General features: G+C 64.5%; 24 protein-coding genes and 1 pseudogene. 13 read left to right on the top strand and 12 right to left on the bottom strand.

Annotated elements, in window-relative coordinates:
- Positions 1-57 precede the first annotated feature (57 nt).
- Positions 58-258 carry a tautomerase family protein gene (locus tag NKG95_RS04865; RefSeq protein ID WP_353040092.1) on the bottom strand — a complete coding sequence of 67 codons (201 nt, stop codon included), beginning with the start codon at positions 256-258 and terminating at the stop codon, positions 58-60.
- 34 nt (positions 259-292) lie between these two features.
- Positions 293-1,033 (bottom strand): SDR family oxidoreductase, encoded by a 741-nt coding sequence (locus NKG95_RS04860; protein WP_353040091.1) that lies wholly within the window; start codon positions 1,031-1,033, stop codon positions 293-295.
- 99 nt (positions 1,034-1,132) lie between these two features.
- Here NKG95_RS04860 and NKG95_RS04855 point away from each other — a divergent pair.
- The 3 genes and pseudogenes from NKG95_RS04855 to NKG95_RS04845 all read left to right on the top strand — a co-directional run bounded on the left by NKG95_RS04855 (position 1,133) and on the right by NKG95_RS04845 (position 4,534).
- Positions 1,133-2,037 (top strand): annotated as a pseudogene (locus NKG95_RS04855) (LysR family transcriptional regulator).
- 160 nt (positions 2,038-2,197) lie between these two features.
- On the top strand, positions 2,198-2,749 hold the full coding sequence (locus NKG95_RS04850; RefSeq protein ID WP_353040090.1) for an isochorismatase family protein: 552 nt from the start codon (positions 2,198-2,200) through the stop codon (positions 2,747-2,749).
- 162 nt (positions 2,750-2,911) lie between these two features.
- Positions 2,912-4,534, top strand: coding sequence for an ABC-F family ATP-binding cassette domain-containing protein (locus NKG95_RS04845; protein WP_353040089.1), 1,623 nt, complete (start codon positions 2,912-2,914; stop codon positions 4,532-4,534).
- Positions 4,535-4,584: 50 nt separating this feature from the next.
- Here the strand turns inward: NKG95_RS04845 and NKG95_RS04840 are convergent, their stop codons facing one another.
- Positions 4,585-5,016, bottom strand: a complete 432-nt coding sequence (locus NKG95_RS04840; protein WP_353040088.1) for an SAM-dependent methyltransferase — start codon at positions 5,014-5,016, stop codon at positions 4,585-4,587.
- A gap of 424 nt (positions 5,017-5,440) precedes the next feature.
- Between NKG95_RS04840 and NKG95_RS04835 the strand changes: the two genes are divergently transcribed.
- Together NKG95_RS04835 and NKG95_RS04830 are read left to right on the top strand one after the other, a co-directional pair.
- Complete coding sequence (locus NKG95_RS04835) at positions 5,441-6,595, top strand: KamA family radical SAM protein (protein ID WP_502897705.1); 1,155 nt, start codon at positions 5,441-5,443, stop codon at positions 6,593-6,595.
- 377 nt (positions 6,596-6,972) lie between these two features.
- Complete coding sequence (locus NKG95_RS04830) at positions 6,973-7,767, top strand: hypothetical protein (RefSeq protein ID WP_353040087.1); 795 nt, start codon at positions 6,973-6,975, stop codon at positions 7,765-7,767.
- Here the strand turns inward: NKG95_RS04830 and yghU are convergent.
- Positions 7,764-8,651, bottom strand: coding sequence for a glutathione-dependent disulfide-bond oxidoreductase (gene yghU, locus NKG95_RS04825; RefSeq protein ID WP_023718126.1), 888 nt, complete (start codon positions 8,649-8,651; stop codon positions 7,764-7,766). The genes NKG95_RS04830 and yghU overlap by 4 nt on opposite strands.
- 287 nt (positions 8,652-8,938) lie before the next feature.
- Between yghU and NKG95_RS04820 the strand changes: the two genes are divergently transcribed.
- Positions 8,939-9,844 (top strand): S1C family serine protease, encoded by a 906-nt coding sequence (locus NKG95_RS04820; RefSeq protein WP_023718127.1) that lies wholly within the window; start codon positions 8,939-8,941, stop codon positions 9,842-9,844.
- Between the two features lie 15 nt (positions 9,845-9,859).
- Here NKG95_RS04820 and NKG95_RS04815 read toward each other — a convergent pair whose 3' ends face one another.
- The 5 genes from NKG95_RS04815 to NKG95_RS04795 all read right to left on the bottom strand — a co-directional run bounded on the left by NKG95_RS04815 (position 9,860) and on the right by NKG95_RS04795 (position 11,675).
- Positions 9,860-10,471, bottom strand: a complete 612-nt coding sequence (locus NKG95_RS04815; protein ID WP_023718128.1) for a hypothetical protein — start codon at positions 10,469-10,471, stop codon at positions 9,860-9,862.
- Between the two features lie 43 nt (positions 10,472-10,514).
- Positions 10,515-10,712 (bottom strand): hypothetical protein, encoded by a 198-nt coding sequence (locus tag NKG95_RS04810; RefSeq protein WP_353040086.1) that lies wholly within the window; start codon positions 10,710-10,712, stop codon positions 10,515-10,517.
- Positions 10,713-10,921: 209 nt separating this feature from the next.
- Positions 10,922-11,104, bottom strand: a complete 183-nt coding sequence (locus tag NKG95_RS04805; protein ID WP_023675702.1) for a DUF3606 domain-containing protein — start codon at positions 11,102-11,104, stop codon at positions 10,922-10,924.
- 11 nt (positions 11,105-11,115) lie between these two features.
- Positions 11,116-11,424 carry a hypothetical protein gene (locus tag NKG95_RS04800; protein WP_023675703.1) on the bottom strand — a complete coding sequence of 103 codons (309 nt, stop codon included), beginning with the start codon at positions 11,422-11,424 and terminating at the stop codon, positions 11,116-11,118.
- Positions 11,421-11,675 carry a hypothetical protein gene (locus NKG95_RS04795; RefSeq protein ID WP_023718130.1) on the bottom strand — a complete coding sequence of 85 codons (255 nt, stop codon included), beginning with the start codon at positions 11,673-11,675 and terminating at the stop codon, positions 11,421-11,423. The genes NKG95_RS04800 and NKG95_RS04795 overlap by 4 nt, the downstream gene beginning before the upstream one ends.
- Before the next feature lie 122 nt (positions 11,676-11,797).
- On the opposite strand from NKG95_RS04795, the gene NKG95_RS04790 reads away from it, so the two are divergent.
- From NKG95_RS04790 to NKG95_RS04770, 5 genes are all read left to right on the top strand, one after another.
- Positions 11,798-11,968, top strand: coding sequence for a hypothetical protein (locus tag NKG95_RS04790; RefSeq protein WP_352642923.1), 171 nt, complete (start codon positions 11,798-11,800; stop codon positions 11,966-11,968).
- Positions 11,969-12,137: 169 nt separating this feature from the next.
- The gene (locus NKG95_RS04785) at positions 12,138-12,464 is read left to right on the top strand and encodes a PadR family transcriptional regulator (protein ID WP_023718132.1); all 327 of its coding nucleotides are present in this window, start codon (positions 12,138-12,140) and stop codon (positions 12,462-12,464) included.
- Positions 12,461-13,027 (top strand): DUF1700 domain-containing protein, encoded by a 567-nt coding sequence (locus NKG95_RS04780; RefSeq protein ID WP_353040085.1) that lies wholly within the window; start codon positions 12,461-12,463, stop codon positions 13,025-13,027. Before NKG95_RS04785 ends, NKG95_RS04780 begins: the two co-directional genes overlap by 4 nt.
- Before the next feature lie 46 nt (positions 13,028-13,073).
- Positions 13,074-13,781 carry a GIN domain-containing protein gene (locus NKG95_RS04775; RefSeq protein ID WP_353040084.1) on the top strand — a complete coding sequence of 236 codons (708 nt, stop codon included), beginning with the start codon at positions 13,074-13,076 and terminating at the stop codon, positions 13,779-13,781.
- A gap of 151 nt (positions 13,782-13,932) precedes the next feature.
- The gene (locus NKG95_RS04770) at positions 13,933-15,051 is read left to right on the top strand and encodes a prohibitin family protein (protein WP_353040083.1); all 1,119 of its coding nucleotides are present in this window, start codon (positions 13,933-13,935) and stop codon (positions 15,049-15,051) included.
- Here NKG95_RS04770 and NKG95_RS04765 read toward each other — a convergent pair.
- Positions 14,945-15,511, bottom strand: coding sequence for an RBBP9/YdeN family alpha/beta hydrolase (locus NKG95_RS04765; RefSeq protein WP_352481625.1), 567 nt, complete (start codon positions 15,509-15,511; stop codon positions 14,945-14,947). The genes NKG95_RS04770 and NKG95_RS04765 overlap by 107 nt on opposite strands.
- A 111-nt stretch (positions 15,512-15,622) precedes the next feature.
- Here NKG95_RS04765 and NKG95_RS04760 point away from each other — a divergent pair, with 111 nt between their 5' ends.
- Positions 15,623-16,096, top strand: coding sequence for an Lrp/AsnC family transcriptional regulator (locus tag NKG95_RS04760; protein WP_353040231.1), 474 nt, complete (start codon positions 15,623-15,625; stop codon positions 16,094-16,096).
- Between the two features lie 24 nt (positions 16,097-16,120).
- Here NKG95_RS04760 and NKG95_RS04755 read toward each other — a convergent pair whose 3' ends face one another.
- The gene (locus NKG95_RS04755) at positions 16,121-16,594 is read right to left on the bottom strand and encodes an Lrp/AsnC family transcriptional regulator (RefSeq protein WP_353040230.1); all 474 of its coding nucleotides are present in this window, start codon (positions 16,592-16,594) and stop codon (positions 16,121-16,123) included.
- Between the two features lie 159 nt (positions 16,595-16,753).
- Here NKG95_RS04755 and NKG95_RS04750 point away from each other — a divergent pair, with 159 nt between their 5' ends.
- Positions 16,754-17,506: a tryptophan 2,3-dioxygenase family protein gene (locus tag NKG95_RS04750; protein WP_352481624.1), complete on the top strand. Its 753-nt coding sequence runs from the start codon at positions 16,754-16,756 to the stop codon at positions 17,504-17,506.
- A 264-nt stretch (positions 17,507-17,770) separates the two neighbouring features.
- Here NKG95_RS04750 and NKG95_RS04745 read toward each other — a convergent pair.
- On the bottom strand, positions 17,771-18,034 hold a 264-nt coding region (locus tag NKG95_RS04745), incomplete at its 5' end, for a transposase (RefSeq protein WP_353040082.1).

Below are 18,034 nucleotides of genomic sequence, written 5' to 3'. Positions count from 1 at the left end.
CCCCGCCTCTGGCCTGCCGGGCATCTCCCCACACCGAGGGAGGAGATCGGCAGCTTTTTATCCTCCGCCAGGAATCGTGAACACCACGTCGGCGCGGCCGTAGCCGCCATCGGCGACCTCCTCGATCAGCACCATCGTGTAGGGGCGCACGCCTTCGCCGAACATCTCGACGAACAGGGCTGTGGTCTTGTGGACCAGGTCTTCCTTTTGTCCGGCGGACAGCGCGCGCTCAGGCACCTTGAAATTTGCAAACGGCATGATGTCGATTTCCTGTTGGCTGTTGGAGGTAAAGTCAGACCGTGCCACCATTGGCGCGCAGCACCTGGCCGTTGACCCAGCCGCTGTCCGGTCCGGCGAGGAACGACACCACGCCGGCGATGTCGGCAGGCTGGCCGAGCCGCCCGAGCGGGATCATCCTGGTGATCGTCTCGACCAGTGCCTCGGACTTGCCGCCGAGGAACAGCTCGGTGGCCACCGGCCCCGGCGCCACGACATTGACGGTGATGCCGCGCGGCCCGAGTTCCTTGGCCAGCACATGGGTCATCGCCTCGACGCCGGCCTTGGTGGCAGCGTAGACACCGTAGGTCGGCTGGTAGAGCCCGACCACGCTGGACGAGAAGCTGATGATGCGGCCGCCCTCGCGCAGCCGCCTTGCGGCCTCGCGCATGCCGCGGAAGACGCCGCCGAGGTTCACCGCGACCTGTTGCTCGAAACCGGCGTCGTCCGTCTGCGCGATCGGCGCGAGCTTCATGATGCCGGCATTGTTGACCAGCACGTCGAGGCCGCCAAAGGCCTGCTCGGCTGCGTCGAACAGATGCGCGACCCCCTTGGGATCACCGACATCGGCTTGAACTGCGATCGCCGTGCCGCCTGCCGCCTCGATCTCGCGCACCACGCCTTCGGCGGCTTCTGCGCCTCTGGCATAGTTGATGACGACCGAAAAGCCGTCGCGCGCCAGCCGCCTGGCAATTTCGGCGCCGATACCCTTCGAGGCGCCGGTTACCAACGCTACCTTTCCATTCCGCGTAGTCATGTCAGCTCTCCAATTCTTGTCGACTGAAATAGGCGACAAATCTTGCGGGATAATCGCTCGGGACTTGCCAACACCATTCGGATATGGCGAACAATGGCGATGGATAGTCTCGACCGGATGCGCTTGCTTGCCCGTGTGATCGAGCGCGGCAGCTTCACCGCGGCCGCCGCCGATCTCTCGATGTCGCGATCGACCGCCACCGAGGCGATCAAGGACCTCGAGGCGCGGCTGGGGTCAGGCTGCTCGAACGCACCACGCGCCATGTCACCCCGACGTTGGACGGCCAGGCCTATTACCAGCGCTGCCTCGCCATCCTTGCTGATGTCGAAGATGCCGAGGCCGGCTTTCAATCGGCTCAGCCGCAGGGCCTTTTGAGGATCGACGTGCACGGCTTCATGGCCCGCCATTTCATCCTGCCGCGGCTCTCCGAATTCCTCGACCGCTACCGCGGGATCGACCTGCATATCGGCGACGGCGACCGGCTGGTCGATCTGGTGCGCGAGGGCGTCGACTGCGTGCTGCGTTCCGGCGAACAGGCCGACAGCGGCATGATCGTGCGGCGGGTGGCAACATTGCGCGAAGTCACCTGCGCCAGCCCGGCCTATCTCGAAAAGCACGGCATGCCGGCAACCCCCGACGATCTCGAAGGCCATCTGATGGTCGGCTTCCGCTCGTCGCGGACCGGCGAGGTCATGCCGCTCGAATTCACCGTTGGCGGCGCGTTGCGCTATGTCAGCCTGCCCAACCGGGTGACGGTCAACGGCTCCGACACGATGGCGGAGCTGGCGCGCCTCGGCTTCGGCCTGGTGCAGGCGCCGCATTACCGCTTCGCCGGGGATTTCGCGCGCGGCACGCTTGTCGAAGTGCTGCCGGACTACCCGCCGTCACCGACACCGCTGTCGGCGCTCTACCCGCAGAACCGCCAGCTCGCGCCGCGGGTCCGCGTGTTCATCGACTGGGTGACCGGGATTTTTGGCGAGGATGGGACATCGGGCCGGGCGTGATCGTGCACCGGGGCCGCCGGACTACTTTGCGAAGGGCCGCGATACTTCACGCCCCCCTCTGTCCTGCCGGACATCTCCCCCACGAGGGGGGAGATCGGCGGCTTCAACGGCGGCGCCGAGCATCCTTGACCCACCTACCACCCACGCTATGCTCGCATCCATGTCAGGGACCAGCCCCGCGGCCACCGCACCGCTCATCGTGATCGACCTTCAGACCGGCATGTTCGACGGCGTTGCCGAGCCGCCGATCCATGATGCCGACGGCATGGTTGCCCGGACCCGCGCGCTGATCGAATGGGCACGGCGCAACGGGCGCAAAGTCGCCTTCGTCCGGCATGATGGGCCGCAGGGCGATCCTCTGGCGCCGGGTGAGCCGGGCTGGCCGGTGTGGCCGGCGCTTGGCCAGGCCGAGGACGAGCCGACTTTCGCCAAGCGTGTCGGCGATGCGTTCAGCAATGCAGCCCTTGCAGAATGGGTGGCCGGGCAGGGCGCCGGCGAGGTCGTTCTCATCGGCGCGCAGACCGATTTCTGCGTGGCGGCCACGGTGAAGGGCGCCTTTGCAGCGGGCCTGGGCGTCACGGTGGTTTCCGACGCCCACAGCACGCTCGACGCCGCCAGCGAGACGGCCGCGGAGATCATCGCCCGGCACAATGCGGGATTTGCCGCCACCGGGGTTAAACTGGTGACGACAAAAGCCCTGACCGATAGCTGATCCGCCGGCTCATCCCTACGCCGTCAAAGCCTGATCCAGCCGGGAAGAAACTGGGGGGTTCAGACAATTTGGCGCGGGGCACCTCACCACTTGCGGGCTTCCGCAACCGCGGCCTATCGCGTATTGGCGCGGGAACGCTCCTTTGGCCTTTCCCGGAAAACCATGATTCGTCTCGAAAGCATCAGCAAGCAGAACGGCCGGCAGATCGTCTTCATCGAAGCCTCCGCCGCGTTGCAGAAGGGCGAGAAGGTCGGGCTGGTCGGGCCTAACGGCGCCGGCAAGACGACGCTGTTTCGCATGATCAACGGCGAGGAGCAGCCCGACGAGGGCCAGGTCTCGGTCGATCGCGGCGTCACCATCGGCTATTTCAGCCAGGATGTCGGCGACATGGAAGGCCGCAGCGCTGTCGCCGAAGTGATGGACGGCGCCGGGCCGGTGAGCGAAGTGGCGGCCGAGATGCGCGAGCTCGAGCACGCCATGGGCGACCCTGACCAGGCCGACCAAATGGACGAGATCATCGCCCGTTACGGCGAGGCGCAGCATCGTTTCGAGGAGCTCGACGGCTATGCGCTGGATGGGCGCGCCCGCGAAGTGCTGGACGGGCTCGGCTTCAGCCAGGAGATGATGGACGGCGATGTCGGCAAGCTGTCCGGCGGCTGGAAAATGCGCGTGGCGCTGGCCAGGATCCTTTTGATGCGGCCCGACGCCATGCTGCTCGACGAGCCGAGCAACCATCTCGACCTCGAAAGTCTGATCTGGCTGGAGCAGTTCCTGAAGAACTATGACGGCGCGCTGCTGATGACCTCGCACGACCGCGAGTTCATGAACCGCATCGTCAACAAGGTGGTCGAGATCGACGGCGGCTCGCTGACCGCTTACTCCGGCAACTACGAATTCTACCAGCAGCAGCGGGCGATTGCCGATCGGCAGCAGCAGGCGCAGTTCGAGCGCCAGCAGGCGATGCTGGCCAAGGAGATCGCCTTCATCGAGCGCTTCAAGGCACGTGCCTCGCATGCCGCCCAGGTGCAGAGCCGGGTGAAGAAGCTGGACAAGATCGACCGGGTCGAGCCGCCCAAGCGGCGCCAGAAAGTGTCGTTCGATTTCCAGCCGGCGCCGCGCTGCGGCGAGGACGTGGTGACGCTGAAGAACGTGCACAAGGGCTATGGCAGCCGCTCGATCTACGAGGGATTGGATTTTCAGGTGCGCCGCCGCGAGCGCTGGTGCATCATGGGCGTCAACGGCGCCGGCAAGTCGACGCTGCTGAAGCTGGTGGCTGGCGCTTCCGAGCCGGACAATGGCACTGTGGCGCGCGGCCCGAGCGTCAAGATGGGCTATTTCGCCCAGCACGCCATGGAAGTGCTGGGGGGCGAGCGCACCGTGTTCCAGACGCTGGAGGACGCGTTTCCGCAGGCAGGCCAGGCACCGCTCAGGGCGCTGGCCGGCTGCTTCGGCTTTTCCGGCGACGAGATCGAGAAGAAATGCCGCGTGCTGTCGGGCGGCGAGAAGGCGCGGCTGGTGATGGCGTTGATGCTGTTCGACCCGCCCAATTTGCTGGTGCTGGACGAGCCGACCAACCACCTCGACATCGCCACCAAGGAGATGCTGATCACGGCGCTGTCGCAGTACGAGGGGACCATGCTGTTCGTCTCGCATGACCGCCATTTCCTGGCAGCGCTGTCGAACCGGGTGCTGGAACTGACGCCCGAGGGCATCCACACCTATGGCGGCGGCTACACCGAATATGTCGAGCGCACCGGGCAGGAGGCGCCGGGGTTGAGGAGCTGAGGCACGGACCCAGCTCTGCCGCTCGATTCCGGAGGCTAAGCACGAGCTGCTCAGCCGTGTATCGCAATTTCGCGCAGCGGATCGCCGCCATCGATGAACAGCTGGCCTTGCGTGGTCAACGCGTCGCCGAGCCGCCGCAGGGCGATTTTTCCTGCTTCGGGATGACGCCCATCCAGCGCGCCGACGCGCACCGCAACGGCAATATCGAAGCGCTTCTCGTCGGCCTCCAACTCGAAGTCTTCGATCGCGACCTGGCGAAGACTCAACCGGCCTGCCGCAATCTCGGCGCGCGAGGCGGCCCTGGCCTGCACGATGGCCTTGGCCGAGCGGTCGATCGCCAGCACGTGCCCGCCGCCGATCCGGCGCGCGATCTCGCGCGCTGCAGCACCTGGTCCGCAGCCGATCTCCAGCACGCGCATGCCCGGCCGCAAGGGCAGCGCGTTGACGATCGCCAAAAGCCTTGGCGACAAGTCGTTCGCCATTCCCTGTTCTCCAGCTTTTTCGCGATCCGAGATTAGCGACCGCGGCCGGCGACGGGAAGAGACGCGGACATCGCCGATGCATTCACCCAGCTGCCGGGTCGAGGAGGGACATGATCAACATCGAAGAGAACTGGTCGGTCGCCTCAATTGCGGCGGCCGAGCGGCCCGGCGTCGTTGACCTGAGGGGTAGGGAGGGACTGGCGCCGAGCCTAACCGGTGGGGGGTAGATTACCGGCCGTTTATGTGTATACGCTCAAGCTAATATAAGAGCAAGCTAATGTTATGCGTCAGCGGGCGGGACGTTGGTTTCTGATCAGTGGACGGCCGCCGCCTCCTGGCCGCGCACTCCAACCGGCCCAACACCGCTTATTGCCTTCAAGTCGTGGCTCCAATGCTGTACCCAGCCCGAATTCAAGGAGCCTCCATGACCTCACATCCCGACATCCCCGACGCCAGCATGGCCGTCGATGCGGCCGGCATGACAGCCGATGACGAGCGTGCCGACGAGGCGGATGCCGCATGGCAGGACGATGTTCGCGAGGGCGTGCGGCACATAGGCGATCTGGATTCCCTGCCGCTGTCGCCTGCCGAGCGCGCGGCGGCCGAAGCCGCGGCCACGCGTCACAAGGTTCGCATTCCCAAGGCCTATCTCGACCTGATCGACTGGAGCGACCCGGCCGATCCGATACGGCTTCAGGTCATCCCGTCGCCCAATGAACTGACGGAGCAGGAGGGCGAGCTCGACGATCCGATCGCCGACCACGCCTTCAGTCCGGTGCCGAGATTGACGCATCGCCATGCCGACCGGGTTCTGCTGTTCCCGACCTATCAATGCGCGGTCTATTGCCGGTTCTGCTTTCGCAAGGAGTCGCTGACCTCGATCGGCCGGGGTTTTTCGCGCGAGGCGCTGGAGCCGGCGTTCGCCTACATCGAGTCCCATCCGGAAATCCGCGAGGTGATTCTGACCGGCGGCGATCCGCTCTCCCTGCCGGACAAGGCGCTGACGGAAATCCGCGCCCGCGTCGAGGCGATCCAGCATGTGCGGCTGTTGCGCATCCACACCCGCGTGCCCGTGGCGCTGCCCTCGCGCGTCACCGGCGGGCTGGTTCAAGCCTTGCAGGGCCGGCTGATGGTCACGGTCGTCACCCATTTCAACCATCCGCGCGAGATCACCGAGGCGACCGAGCGGGCCTGCCGTACTTTAAGGCAGGGCGGCTTCGTGCTGCTGAACCAGAGCGTTCTGCTGAAAGGCGTGAACGACACGGTCGAGGTGCTGGAAGAGCTGTGCCGCGAGCTGATGTACCGCCTTGGCGTCAAACCCTATTACCTGCACCACGGCGATCTCGCGCGCGGCATGGCGCACCGGCGCACCACGATCGCCGAGGGCCAGGCGCTGGTCAGCGCCTTGCGTGCGCGCCTGTCGGGCATCTGCAACCCCGTCTATGTGCTGGACCTGCCGGACGGCGGAGGGAAAGTGCCGCTCGGCCGGTCCTATCTCGAGGCGCGGGACGGGGAGACGTGGCAGATACGTGGGCTTGATGGGGTTGTGAGGGCGTACAGGGAGGTTGCTGGGGAGTAGGGGACGCGCAGCCACCGAACCGTCGAGGTCGCGTTCAGCTTATGTAGTAATGTCCCATATAGATATCATGGTCTAGACAGGACATGTTCGGTTCTGGGAATGTGCATTGGACGTTCCGCTAGTTTAGTCAACTAATATATATCGCCCAACTCATATCGTCGGTTTTGGGCTAGCGGGAAAACCTGCCTCCTGCTTGTACGACGGTGCCTGAGGCCACACTTTACAACCGGCTGGCAAAGCTCCCTTTTGTTGATGTCAGCCTAAATCCGGCTGGTGTTTCGATGCGGCGTTGAGGCTATAAAGCCGTTCAACCGGGCGGCCTTGAGATGCATTTCGGTCGGTCGAGAGGGGGTATGGTGATCGACGGAACGCCAAACGTGATTCTGCTGATCGGCAGCGCCCCCGATGTGGTGCGCTGCGCGGCCTGGCCCAAGCAGGCCTTCGGCAAGATCGTCGCCATCAACAATGCCTGGCGCGTGCGCCCCGACTGGGATTTCCTCGTCCATGCCGGCGATTTCCCGGCGGAGCGGATGCCGCAAGGCGATCCCCTGCAGCAGGCGCAGATCTTCAGCGCCTCGCATTACGTTCCGGCGCAAAACAGCTTTGGCGGCTTCGTCTATGCCGGCGGCACCATGTCGATGACGGCGGCCTACTGGACGATCCACAGCCAGAAGCCCGACGTGCTGGCATTCCTTGGCTGCGACATGATCTACGACCGGCCCGGCAACACGCATTTTTACGGCGTCGGCCGCGCCGACCCTTTGCGCAACGACGTCACGCTGCGCAACCTCGAGGCGAAGTCGGCCCGCCTGCTCATCCATGCGCTCCGGCGCGGGTGCCTGTGCGTCAACCTATCCGACCTGCCGCGCAGCCGGCTGATCTTCCCGCGGCTGACGCTCGACGAGCTCGGCGCGCTGTCTTCCTCGCAGCTTTCGGAAATGAAGGCGGAGATGCTTGCCGGCCTGCAACTCGATCAGGCGGAGGAGGCCGACAGGATCGAGAAGGAACTCGGCTATTTCTTCGAGGACGGCATGTACTGGAAGCACCTCGACAAGCTCGACGAGAAATTCCTGGCCGATATCGACCGGCTGTGGATGGCGGCGGTGGAGGCGAGCCAGCCGAAGCTGCCAATCTCCCCCACGAGGGGGGAGATCGGCGCGTCGTCCGCTTAGCTTTTGGCCGCCTCGAGCTTGTCTTGCGTCTTCGTCTCGAAGTCGCTGGCGTCATGGCGCTCGTGCAGCTGCATCGAAGGCTCGCCGAAGGTGCGATTGACCATGCGGCCGCGCTTGATCGCCGGCCGGGCGTCGATGGCGTCGGCCCAGCGCTGCACGTTCTTGTACTCTTCCACCTGCAGGAACTCGCCGGAATCATCATACATGCGGCCCTTGGCCAGGCCGCCATACCAGGGCCACACCGCGATGTCGGCAATCGTGTAGTCGCTGCCGCCTAAATACTCGCTTTCGGCCAGGCGCCGGTCAAGCACGTCCATCTGCCGCTTGGTCTCCATGGCGAAGCGGTCGATGGCATATTCGATCTTCATCGGCGCATAGGCATAGAAATGGCCGAAGCCGCCGCCGAGATAGGGCGCCGACCCCATCTGCCAGAACAGCCATGACAGGGTTTCGGCACGAGCCGGCTGCTCTGTCGGCAGGAATTCGCCGAATTTTTCGGCGAGATAGAGCAGGATCGAACCGGATTCGAAGATGCGGATCGGCTTTTCGCCGCTGCGGTCCATCATGGCCGGGATCTTGGAGTTGGGGTTGACCTTGACGAAGCCGCTGCCGAACTGGTCGCCGTCATTGATCCTGATCGGCCAGGCGTCGTATTCGGCGCCGCTGTGGCCGAGCGCCAGAAGCTCCTCCAGCATGATCGTCACCTTGACGCCGTTCGGCGTCGCCAGCGAATAAAGCTGCAGCGGATGCTTGCCGACCGGCAGTTCCTTGTCATGCGTCGGGCCGGCGATCGGCCGGTTGATGCTGGCGAAAGCGCCGCCATTTGGCTTGTTCCAGGTCCAGACTTTTGGCGGCGTATATTGGTCCGTTGTGTAGTCGTTCATGTCGGGAGGCCTTTGGATTGGAAGGATTGGGGATTGGAAGGATTGGGGAGGATCTCAGGGTATCAACTTGGGTGATGGAGGAGGAACTTTGCATAGGACAGCTTCGGATAGCCGTAGGTACAGATAGGGCGGCCGGCGCTGTTGCAAAACCCCGGCGCCAACGGCGAGGCGCCGGTCCACACCAAAGCCGGCGCCGCCTCTTGCGCCTGGTCACCTGCGCCATACCTATAGCCCATATCGGCCTGCGAACCTCATATCAGCCTGCGAACATTGCCAGGAACCAAAGCATGAATATCGAGCCCCTTTTGCGATCCATCGTGGCCGTCCGCGCCACCGTCCCCGAAGACGCCTTCACGGCAGACGCGCTGGGCACCCGCCGCGAAGGCAGCGGCGTCGTCATCCGCGGCGACGGGTTGGTGCTCACCATCGGCTATCTCATCACCGAGGCCGAGGAGGTCTGGCTGGCCGACCAGGACGGCCGCGTGGTGCCCGCCCATGCGCTCGCCTACGATCAGGAATCGGGCTTCGGCCTGGTGCAGGCGCTGGCGCCGCTCGGACTGCCCGCCATTGCGCTCGGTGATGCGTCCAGGGCGAAGATCGGCGATCCCGTCGTGCTCGCCGACGGCGTCGGCCGCTCGGTGCGGGCGCAGATCGTCACCAAGCAGGAATTCGCCGGCTATTGGGAATATCTGCTCGACGAAGCGATCTTCACGGCGCCGGCCCACCCCTCATGGGGCGGCGCCGGCCTCATCGGCGCTGATGGCAGGCTGCTCGGCATCGGTTCGCTGCGCCTGCAGATGAGCCGCAACGGTGAGGTCGCCGACATCAACATGGTGGTGCCGATCGATCTGCTGCCGCCTATCCTCGACGATCTCCTGACGCGCGGCCAGGTCGCCAGGCCGCCGCGGCCGTGGCTCGGCGCCTTCTCGGCCGAGAGCGACGGCAAGGTCGTGGTGATGAGCGTCGCCGAGGGCGGCCCGGCCGCCCAGGCGGGCCTACGCCAGGGCGACGTCATCTCGGATGTCCGCGACGCGGCGGTCGACGGGCTCGCCGATTTTTATCGCAAGCTGTGGAAGAGCGGCCCGGCGGGCGCCGAGATCCCGATCCGCGTGCTGCGCGACGGCCGCGAAACCTGGCTGCGCGTCAAATCCGCCGATCGCAACAGCCTGCTGTGGAAGCCGCCGCTGCAGTGAGGCAACCGAAACCTCTCACGCTCCGCAAGCGCTGAAGCCAGTGCCTGGGGTCCACTCCGCGAACGGGATGACCTTGCCTTCGACCGATACGGTCGCGTGCCTGGTGGTGCCGTCCGCCAGCTTCTTGCTGCTTTTGCCCTTGCCGGTCAGCACATTGTAGTCGCAGTCGCCGGCAACATTGTCGTCCATGTAATCCCAATATTCGTAGGCGAAACCGGCGACGACGAACGTGCCGTTGCGCCAGGCGAGCGTCAGCGTCTTGTTGGTCCGCTCGCTGCCGATCTCCATCGCCGGAATATAGAGCTTGATCGAGCCGTTGGGGAGCGCGGTGAGTTCGGGCTCGGCGTCGGATGTGGCGGGGCCTGGCCGGTCGTAGTCCTTCCATTCCGCGTAAATCTGTTCATGCACGACCCCGGCAGGCCTGAGAAAATTGCCGTCGCGGTCCCTGAGGAACAAATGCAGGTCCATGGAATAGCCGGGCTCGGTCTCGACGATCATCGCCAGATCGGCGGCGCCATCGCCGTTCCAGTCGCCGGTCGCCGCCGTGATGATCTTCTGGGTCTCGATCGGCTCCGCCAGGGCGGCGGCCGGCAGCAACAGGACCAGACCGAATATTGTCGATCGCATGTAAATCCCCCGAGCTTGGGCAGGCCTGAGACGCACGCGCTTCTCAGGAGGCCCGGCTCTGCCGCGTCTCGGAACGGCTCGTCTCGTTGAGCAGCCGGCAGAGCGAAACCGCTTCACGATGGCTCAGGCCGATCAGCGCGATCTGCGAAAATTGCGCCGGCAGATCGTGAACGATGTCCCACACCATCCATCGTCCGTTCGGCTCCAAGACACATTCGTAGCGCAATAGTTGTTCCTGCATCCGACCCCCCGGCTTTGCTCACCGGACTGGTACAGTGTCGAGGTAAATGAGTTGTTGCGCCGCGAGAGTATTCCACGGCTACCAAAACCAGGCGTTGAATCCCGCAGCGGCGAGCCTGACACACAGCAGGCCGCCCGGCGGGGCGGATCTCGACAAGGCGGCAGGGCAGGGACGCTTCTGGCGTGAGCGGCGCCGGCCGCCAACGTGGATCAGGCGTTGCGGCTCGCCATATGCGCGTCGAGCTTCCTCCTCGAGGGGCCGTAGCGCTTGATAATGGTCGCGGCCTCGCTTTGCGGTATGCCGTATTTGCGGGCAAACGCAGCGACCTCGTATGGCTCTTCGCCGGAGACCAGTTTGCGATCCTGCTTGGTCTTGGATTTGTCGTCGGCCATGGCGTCCTCCATCACATCTGGTCGTTATAGGGCTCCTTGGTCCGGCCGACCATCCTGGCCAGTTCGGCAAAGGACGGCACGCCGGTTTCGCCCTGGGCATTGTTGGCCGCCTGCAGCAGCCTGAGCGGAAAGCAGACGGCGTCGCGGTTGGACGGCGACATGTCTTCATAGAGACGCTCGTCGCTGGTCATCGCCGCCTCGGCCCGGCGCAACGCCATGTCGACTTCGTCGACCGATAACAGGCCCTTGTGGACCAGCGCGTTGTTGACGGCCGCGATTGCCATCATCAGTCCTTCGAGCTGGAGATTGGCGACGTTCATCGTCTTGCGTCCTTGCCGGGCTTCTTGACGGTAGCCTTGCCGTCTGGACGGATCGCTGCGCGCGGCGGGTTCTGGCCCTCCGAATGCCGGGTCTTGTCGTCGAAATCGTCAGCCGGCCTGGTCAATCCCATGCCGCCGGGAGGTGGCTTGTTGCCGGCCGCATCCTGCGAGAATTCGTCGGCCGCGTCGGGGCTCGTCTTTGCCGGATATTTCCTCGCTCCGGTCTCGTAGCGGTTCTGGTCGTCGGCCATGTCCTGTGCTCCGGTTGCAATGAGCAGATAACTTTCATGCGACGGCAGCGGTTCCGTGGCGAAATCGACCTTGCCGGTGCCGCAGCCTTAGCAATCTGTCGGGTTTTCGTGCATTCTTGTGCATGCCAACGATGCTTCGCTCCGACGCGCCGGCAAAATGCTGCTCCTACTGCGGTGGGCGCGACCACAATTACGAGGATTGCCCGAAGCGCAAAAGCGATGCCGAACGGCAGAAGGACGCGTCAGGCAACGCCTACCAGCGCGGCGCTGCGGCTGGAGTGGAAGTCCGCTAAAGCGGTTCCAGAAAAGTGTCGGCGGTTTTCCGTCCGGAACTGCGTCAAACAGACAAGCGGTTTTCAAAGCCAATCTCCATTGTCCGCCTAGCCTGATGGCGAGCTACCAATCGCTACCTTGCATAAACAGGTAGCGTGTTATATACAGCCATTGAATTGGAAGTTACGCATGACCGACTCGATCCAGGTGCAGTTGCGAAAAGGCGCTCTCGAGTTGTGCGTCCTGGCCGTGCTGTCGCGGGGCGAAAGCTATGGCTACGAGATCGCCAGCACGCTGGTCGCCGCTGTGAACATGGGAGAAGGCACGATCTATCCGCTGATGCGGCGGATGCAGAATGACGGCCTCGTCGCCACCCGCATCGTCGAGTCGAGCAGCGGGCCGCCGCGCAAATATTACCGGCTCACGCCGCTCGGCCAGCAGGCTTTCGAAGCTCATCGCCGCGACTGGCGCTCGCTCGCGGGCGCAGTCGACAAACTTCTTGAGGATTTGCCATGACCAGGGATGCCTTCCTGCGAAAATTGAGACTGGGGCTCGCCGGCCTGCCAAATCAGGAGATCGAGGATATTATTGGCGACTACGCCGCCCATTTCGCCGATGCCTCGGGCCGCAGCGAAGCGGAGGTCGCGGCGGCCCTGGGTGACCCGGCCAGGCTTGCCCGCGAACTCCGCGCCGAAGCTGGGCTGCGCCGTTTTGAAACTCATTGGAGCGTGTCGAACATGTTGGCGGCGACGTTCGCGCTTGCCGGCCTTGCCTTCGTCGACATCGTCTTCCTGCTGCCGCTGCTCATCACCGCGGTCGTGCTTGCGCTCGGCCTTGGCATCACGCTTGTCGCCATCGGTGCGCTGGGCATCAAGATCATTCTGACCACGCTGCTGTTCGAGCCCGGCGGCACGCTCACGGCGATGCTTGGCCGCGTCTTCATCGGCGCCGGACTGGTGTGCGGGTTCCTCGGCGGCGGCGCCCTGCTGTTGCTGGGGTCGAGCGCCGGCATACAGGTCTTCGGGCGCTATGCCCGGATGCATTCCCGTCTGACCCACCCGGACCGCAACCAGGCTTGAGCGGTGCCAAGATCGCAATTTGTCATCACGTTGAAGGAAACGGACCATGACTGGAAAACTGGCATTCGTCGCAGCGGCGGGACTGGCCGGCGCCGCGCTCTTCCTGGCCGTCGGCATCGGGCTGGCCGGGCCGGACTGGATCAACGCCGGGGGTTCATGGATTGGCGGACAATCCACCTGCGGAGCAACCACATCGACCAGAAAAGAGGTCACGCTGCCGTTCCGCGACGACGGCAGTTTCACGATCGCTTTGCCGGCTTCAGTCCGTTATCAGCCGGGTGACAAGGCCGAGGCCGTCGTCAGCGGCGAGTCGACCCTGATCGACCATGTGCGGATGGAAGGCAGCAGGCTCACCTTGGATTGCGAACCGGGCTGGTTCGCGTCCCGGTTCGATGTCAGCGTGTCGGGGCCGGCAATTTCAGACTGGAAAGTGGTCGGCAGCGGCGACCTTGCCCTGTCGCAGATCAATCAGCCCGGGCTGCAGCTGAACATCCGCGGCAGCGGCAGCGTTACCGCAACCGGAACCGCCCAGACGGTCGATCTGGATATCCGCGGTTCGGGCACCGGCCGGCTCAGGAACCTTATCGCCCAATCCGCGCGGATCGAGATCCGCGGCAGCGGCGATGCGGAGATTACCGCACAAGCGTATGCGGACGTCACGATTTCCGGCAGCGGTGACGTCGACGTCTATGGGCACCCGACCATGCGGCGTTCGGAGGTCAGAGGCAGCGGCAGCGTTACGCAGGTGCCGTAAAGCAATTTCGGCGTAGGGAATTGCCCTGGCCGGCCCGAACCACCCGGCCGGTCCGACCGGCCGGCGCGAACATCCTTCCATGTCCAGAGGATTGCAATGCCGCCACTATTGTGGGCAAAACCAGCACGGGCAATCAAGTTGGGGTGGGGCAATGACCGATACGCAAGGCAATTCGGGCCGTCCGCAGGGCAAGCCGGGGACGGCGTCGATCGGTTCCGGCCTGATCGCCCTCGTCATCGTGGCGCTCGGCGTCTTTGCGCTCCTGGGATCCTGGTACACGATCGATCAGGGCGACCGCGGCGTGCTCTTGACCAACGGGGCGCTGAGCTCGGTCGTCGATCCCGGGCTGCATTTCAAGCTGCCATGGCTGCAGCGCGTCGAGAAGATCAGCCTGCGCCAGCAGGTGCTCAAATGGGGCTGCGAGAACCAGAACGATTGCAGCGGCCTGCCGGCCATGCAGGCCTATTCGCGCGACCAGCAGCCGGCGGACATGCGCGTCACCGTCAATTTCCACGTGCCGGCCGCCGAAGTCAGCAACGTCTACACCAATTACGGGTCGATCGAGGCACTGGCCGACCGTGTCATCGCCAGGAAAGCACCGCAGGAAATCAAGACGGTGTTCGGCCAGTACGACGCGGTGTCGGTGATCCAGAACCGGGCGAAGTTCAACAAGGACGTCGCCGAGGCCATTGCGGCGGTAACCGATGGCCCGGTGATGATCGACAGCGTGCAGGTCGAGAACATCGACTTCTCCGACGCCTACGAGCAGGCGGTCGAAGCCAGGATGACGGCGCAGGTCGAGGTGCAGAAGCAGGAACAAAACCTGCAGCAGGAAAAGATCAAGGCCGACATCGCCGTCACCCAGGCCAAGGGCCGCGCCGACAGCGTCAAGGCCGAAGCCGAAGCCAGCGCCTACAAGACCAGGATCGAAGGCGAGGCGACCGCGGAAGCCATCAAGGCCCGCGCCGCCGCAATCGCCAACAATCCGCTGCTGGTCGAACTGACCAAGGCGGAGAGATGGAACGGGGAATTGCCGAAGTCGATGATCCCGGGCTCAACCGTACCGTTCTCGAACTCAGCTCGCCGGCCGCAGCATCGAACTGAGGCGCGGCATCGCGGCGCAACCAGGTCAGGGCGGCGGCGCGGTAGCCGTCCTGATGCGGTCACGGCTGAAGCACGGCGCCTCGGGCGCTTGCTTGCGTTTGCCCGAGAAAAGCCGTCAGCAGCTCCATTCCCGCCGGCCAGTCGCCGAGCCCGCTGTCGCCATTGATGTGGCCAAGCGGTCCGGCGATATGGAGATCGCTGCCCCAGCGCTCGGATTTTGCCCTGACATAGTCCAGCGAGCCGTAGGGATCGTTGGTGCTGGCGACAATCAGCGAGGGAAAGCGAAGCCGTTGTTGCGGTGTCTCGGCGAAGGCGCGGGCGGAGGAGGGGAAGGCCGGCGACGCAGGGTCCGGAACCGCAACCAGCAACGCGCCGCCGACCTCGCGGGGCGAGATCCGCTGCCAGTGCGCGACCAGCAGGCAGCCGAGGCTATGGGCGACGAGCACCGGTGGTGTCCTTGCCAGGCCTACAGCGGCTTCCAGCGCAGCCACCCAGTCGTCGAAGTCCGGCGCGTCCCAACTCGCCGGGCTGAACCGCCGCATCGCCAGGTCCGCCTGTTGCCAACGTGTCTGCCAGTGGGCTTTGCCCGATCCGCCGATGCCCGGCACAATGATGAATTCGGTCATGCGAAGCCCTTCTCTCCTGATGCAACGCGCGCAATTCTAGGTCTTCTCCCAGGCGGCGGAATGAGAGATCATCGGAAAGCAGCGAAGAAATCCGATGGATTAAAGGTGATCATGCGGAACGGCGATTATCGGCCAAGGCTCGATCCCACCGATCTGGCGATCATCGAGATCATGCAGGAGGATGGCCGCATCGGCATCTCCGAGCTTGGCCGCCGCGTCGGCCTGTCCCAGCCCGCCGCTTCGGAACGGGTGAAGCGGCTGGAGGAGCGCGGCGTCATCACCGGTTACAAGGCGGTGATCAATTCGGCAGCGCTCGGGCTCGGCACCATGGCGGTCATCCGCTTGCGCACCACGCATGAGCATATCCAGGCCTGCCTGAAGAAGTTCGCCCAGTTGCCGGAGGTGGTCGAGGTGCTGCGGGTGACCGGGGAGGACTGTTTTCTGGTCAAAGTCGTAGTCCCGTCACCGCCCGACCTTGAAAGCATCGTCGACAGCATCGGCCACTACGGCACGGTGACGACAAATGTGGTTCTGCGCGCCGAGCCACCGAAGCGGCTGGGGCGCGAATTGGTGACGAGGGCCTGACCGGGGCGCCGCCCCGCCGCCCGTCTATCGCTTTGTCTGCGTATACCCGACGGCATTGGCGAACGAGATGCCGCCCTTGATCTCGCGCATCGCCATCGAGGTGATCGTGCGCCGCACGCCGGGTAACCGGCTGAGCTCCTCGCGCAGCATCCTGTCGAGCGCCATCATGTCGACGGTGACGATCTGCAGGAGATAGTCGGCCTCGCCTGTCGTGGCGTGGCAGCGGCGGATCAGCGGATGCTTCTGCACTGCCGCCTCGAAGGCGTCCGACAGCTCGAAATCGATCGACACCTGGATAAAGGCTTCGATGCCGAAGCCGAGCTTGGCCGGGTCGATGCGGGTCGAGTAGCCGCGGATGACGCCGGCGTCCTCCAGCGCCTTGACCCGCTTCCAGCACGGCGTCTTGCTCAGGCCAACCTCGTCGGCGAGCGCGGCAAAGGAGATGCGGGCATCGCGTTCGAGCGCCGCGACGATCTTCCGGTCGACCGCATCCAGCATCATTCGTTCTTTCCTTCCGCTTCAGATGCAGTTTTTGTCCTTCGTTTCCCGCCAGCCGAATAACAGAAAGGGACAATGTTCGGCAAGAAAGCGATTAGACTCGGGAACCGGGACCCAACAAGCGCCTGCGGCCCGACGGCCGGGGCAAGGAGCATGGCCATGGACAAGCAGGACTATTATGCCCGCATCGAAACGCCTGAGATGCGCGACTATGGCGTCTACCTCAAATGCGACAGGCTGCTCGCCTGCCAGAAGCCGCTGGCCGAGATGGTCAATGCCGACGAGCTGCAGTTCCAGATCGTGCATCAGGTCGAGGAACTGTGGATGAAGCTCATCGCCTATACGCTGGTCGACGTCGTCGATTTCCTGGAAAAGCAGGACACGCATCGCATCGTCACGCTGATGGGGCGCGTGCACCGGCTGATGCGCATGATGACGGCGCAGCTCGACCTGCTCGAAACCATGTCGCCCAAGGAATACCAGCAGATCCGGTTGCAGCTCGGCAATGGCAGCGGCCAGGAATCGCCGGGCTTCAAGCAGCTGCTGCGGCTGCCGCCCGATCTGTGGCGGGCCTTCAAGGCGTCCTACCTCGATGGCCGCGGGCTCTCGGTCGAGGACGTCTACGATGCCGGCTACGATCACGGCGACAGCTATGTCGTTGCCGAAGCGCTGGTCGAGTTCGACGAGCTGTTCCAGAAATTCCGCGCCAACCACCTCTACCTCATCCACCGCACGATCGGCCTCGGCGCGAAATCGCTGAAGGGCCGGCCGGTCGAATTGCTGGAGGCCGGCGCCCGCCACCGCTTCTTCCCGGAGCTCTGGGACATACGCTGGGCGATGACCGACCGCTGGGGCAGCCAGTATGGAACGATACGGGAGCCGATCAGCAAGCCGGGGGCCAAGGTGGGGTAGTCCTGAACCTGGTTCCTCGCCCTAGTAAAGGCAGGCAATCGATAGGGAGTCCCCCTCATCCGGCCGCGGAGCCTGTCCTCGGGCTTGCCGGAGGCAAGACCCGTGGGCGGCCACCTTCTCCCACAAGGGACCTGTTGCGCAGTCATGAGCAAAAGCTTGCGGCGGCGGGGTTGCGGCGGTTGTTCGCTTGTTTGCGGGGATTTGACGTCTTGTTTGGGGTTTCAGGCGGTCGTCCGACCCTGTATGGGCGGAACTCAGGCGCACCTATCCCGCGATAGCGGCCCATCGGCGCATGTTGAAGGCGATCGCCGCCATCGTCACCTGGGCGGTCGCCTTGGCCAGCCCGACATAGCGGATCGTGGTCAGCTTCATGCGGCACTTGAGGGTAGCAAAGGTGGTCTCCACCGCCGCCCGGCGTCTGGCGATCAAGCGATTGTAGTGCCTGAGACGCGGCGGCAGCTGCGGATGATGCTTGTTGGGGCGGCGCGCGATGCGCACCTTCTTGCCTTCGGCCTTGAGCCGGGCGCG

This window comes from Mesorhizobium sp. M1423 (genome assembly GCF_040317575.1).
Taxonomy (GTDB): Bacteria; Pseudomonadota; Alphaproteobacteria; order Rhizobiales; family Rhizobiaceae; genus Mesorhizobium.
The sequence above is the reverse complement of the archived record's forward strand: the minus strand, read 5'-3'. Positions and strand labels throughout refer to the sequence as shown.